The following is a 323-nucleotide window of genomic DNA, read 5'->3' as shown; positions in this document are numbered from 1 at the left end:
GTCTAAGAATGTGTAGTTACCAGACACACCCCATTCATCAGTAATTTGGAATTGGCCAGTAAGCTCAGCACCTTGAACCACAGCCTCAGACACATTGGTATAAGTACGTTTTCCTTTCACATAGCCAGTTGAGCTAGAACTATCGGCACACCCTTTACCCGATTCAAACATTCCGCCGTTCTCGCAGTAGGTTTCGTCACGATCAATAAGGTCGTTAATTTCATTGCGAAACAAGGCACCTTCAACGTTCCAACGAGGTTGGCTGTATATCGCTGCAATCTCATAGTTCCAGCTCGTTTCAGGCTTCAGCTCTTCATTGCCAT

1 protein-coding gene is annotated in these 323 nt (G+C 45.5%); it reads right to left on the bottom strand.

From position 1 onward, the window contains the following. Positions 1 to 323, bottom strand: a 323-nt coding sequence (locus AB4512_RS24630; RefSeq protein WP_372176096.1) for a TonB-dependent receptor domain-containing protein, incomplete at both ends; no start/stop codon positions are given.

It is taken from the genome of Vibrio sp. 10N.222.52.B7, assembly GCF_041474275.1.
In the GTDB taxonomy this organism is placed as follows: Bacteria; Pseudomonadota; Gammaproteobacteria; order Enterobacterales; family Vibrionaceae; genus Vibrio; species Vibrio crassostreae_C.
The sequence above is the reverse complement of the archived record's forward strand: the minus strand, read 5'-3'. Positions and strand labels throughout refer to the sequence as shown.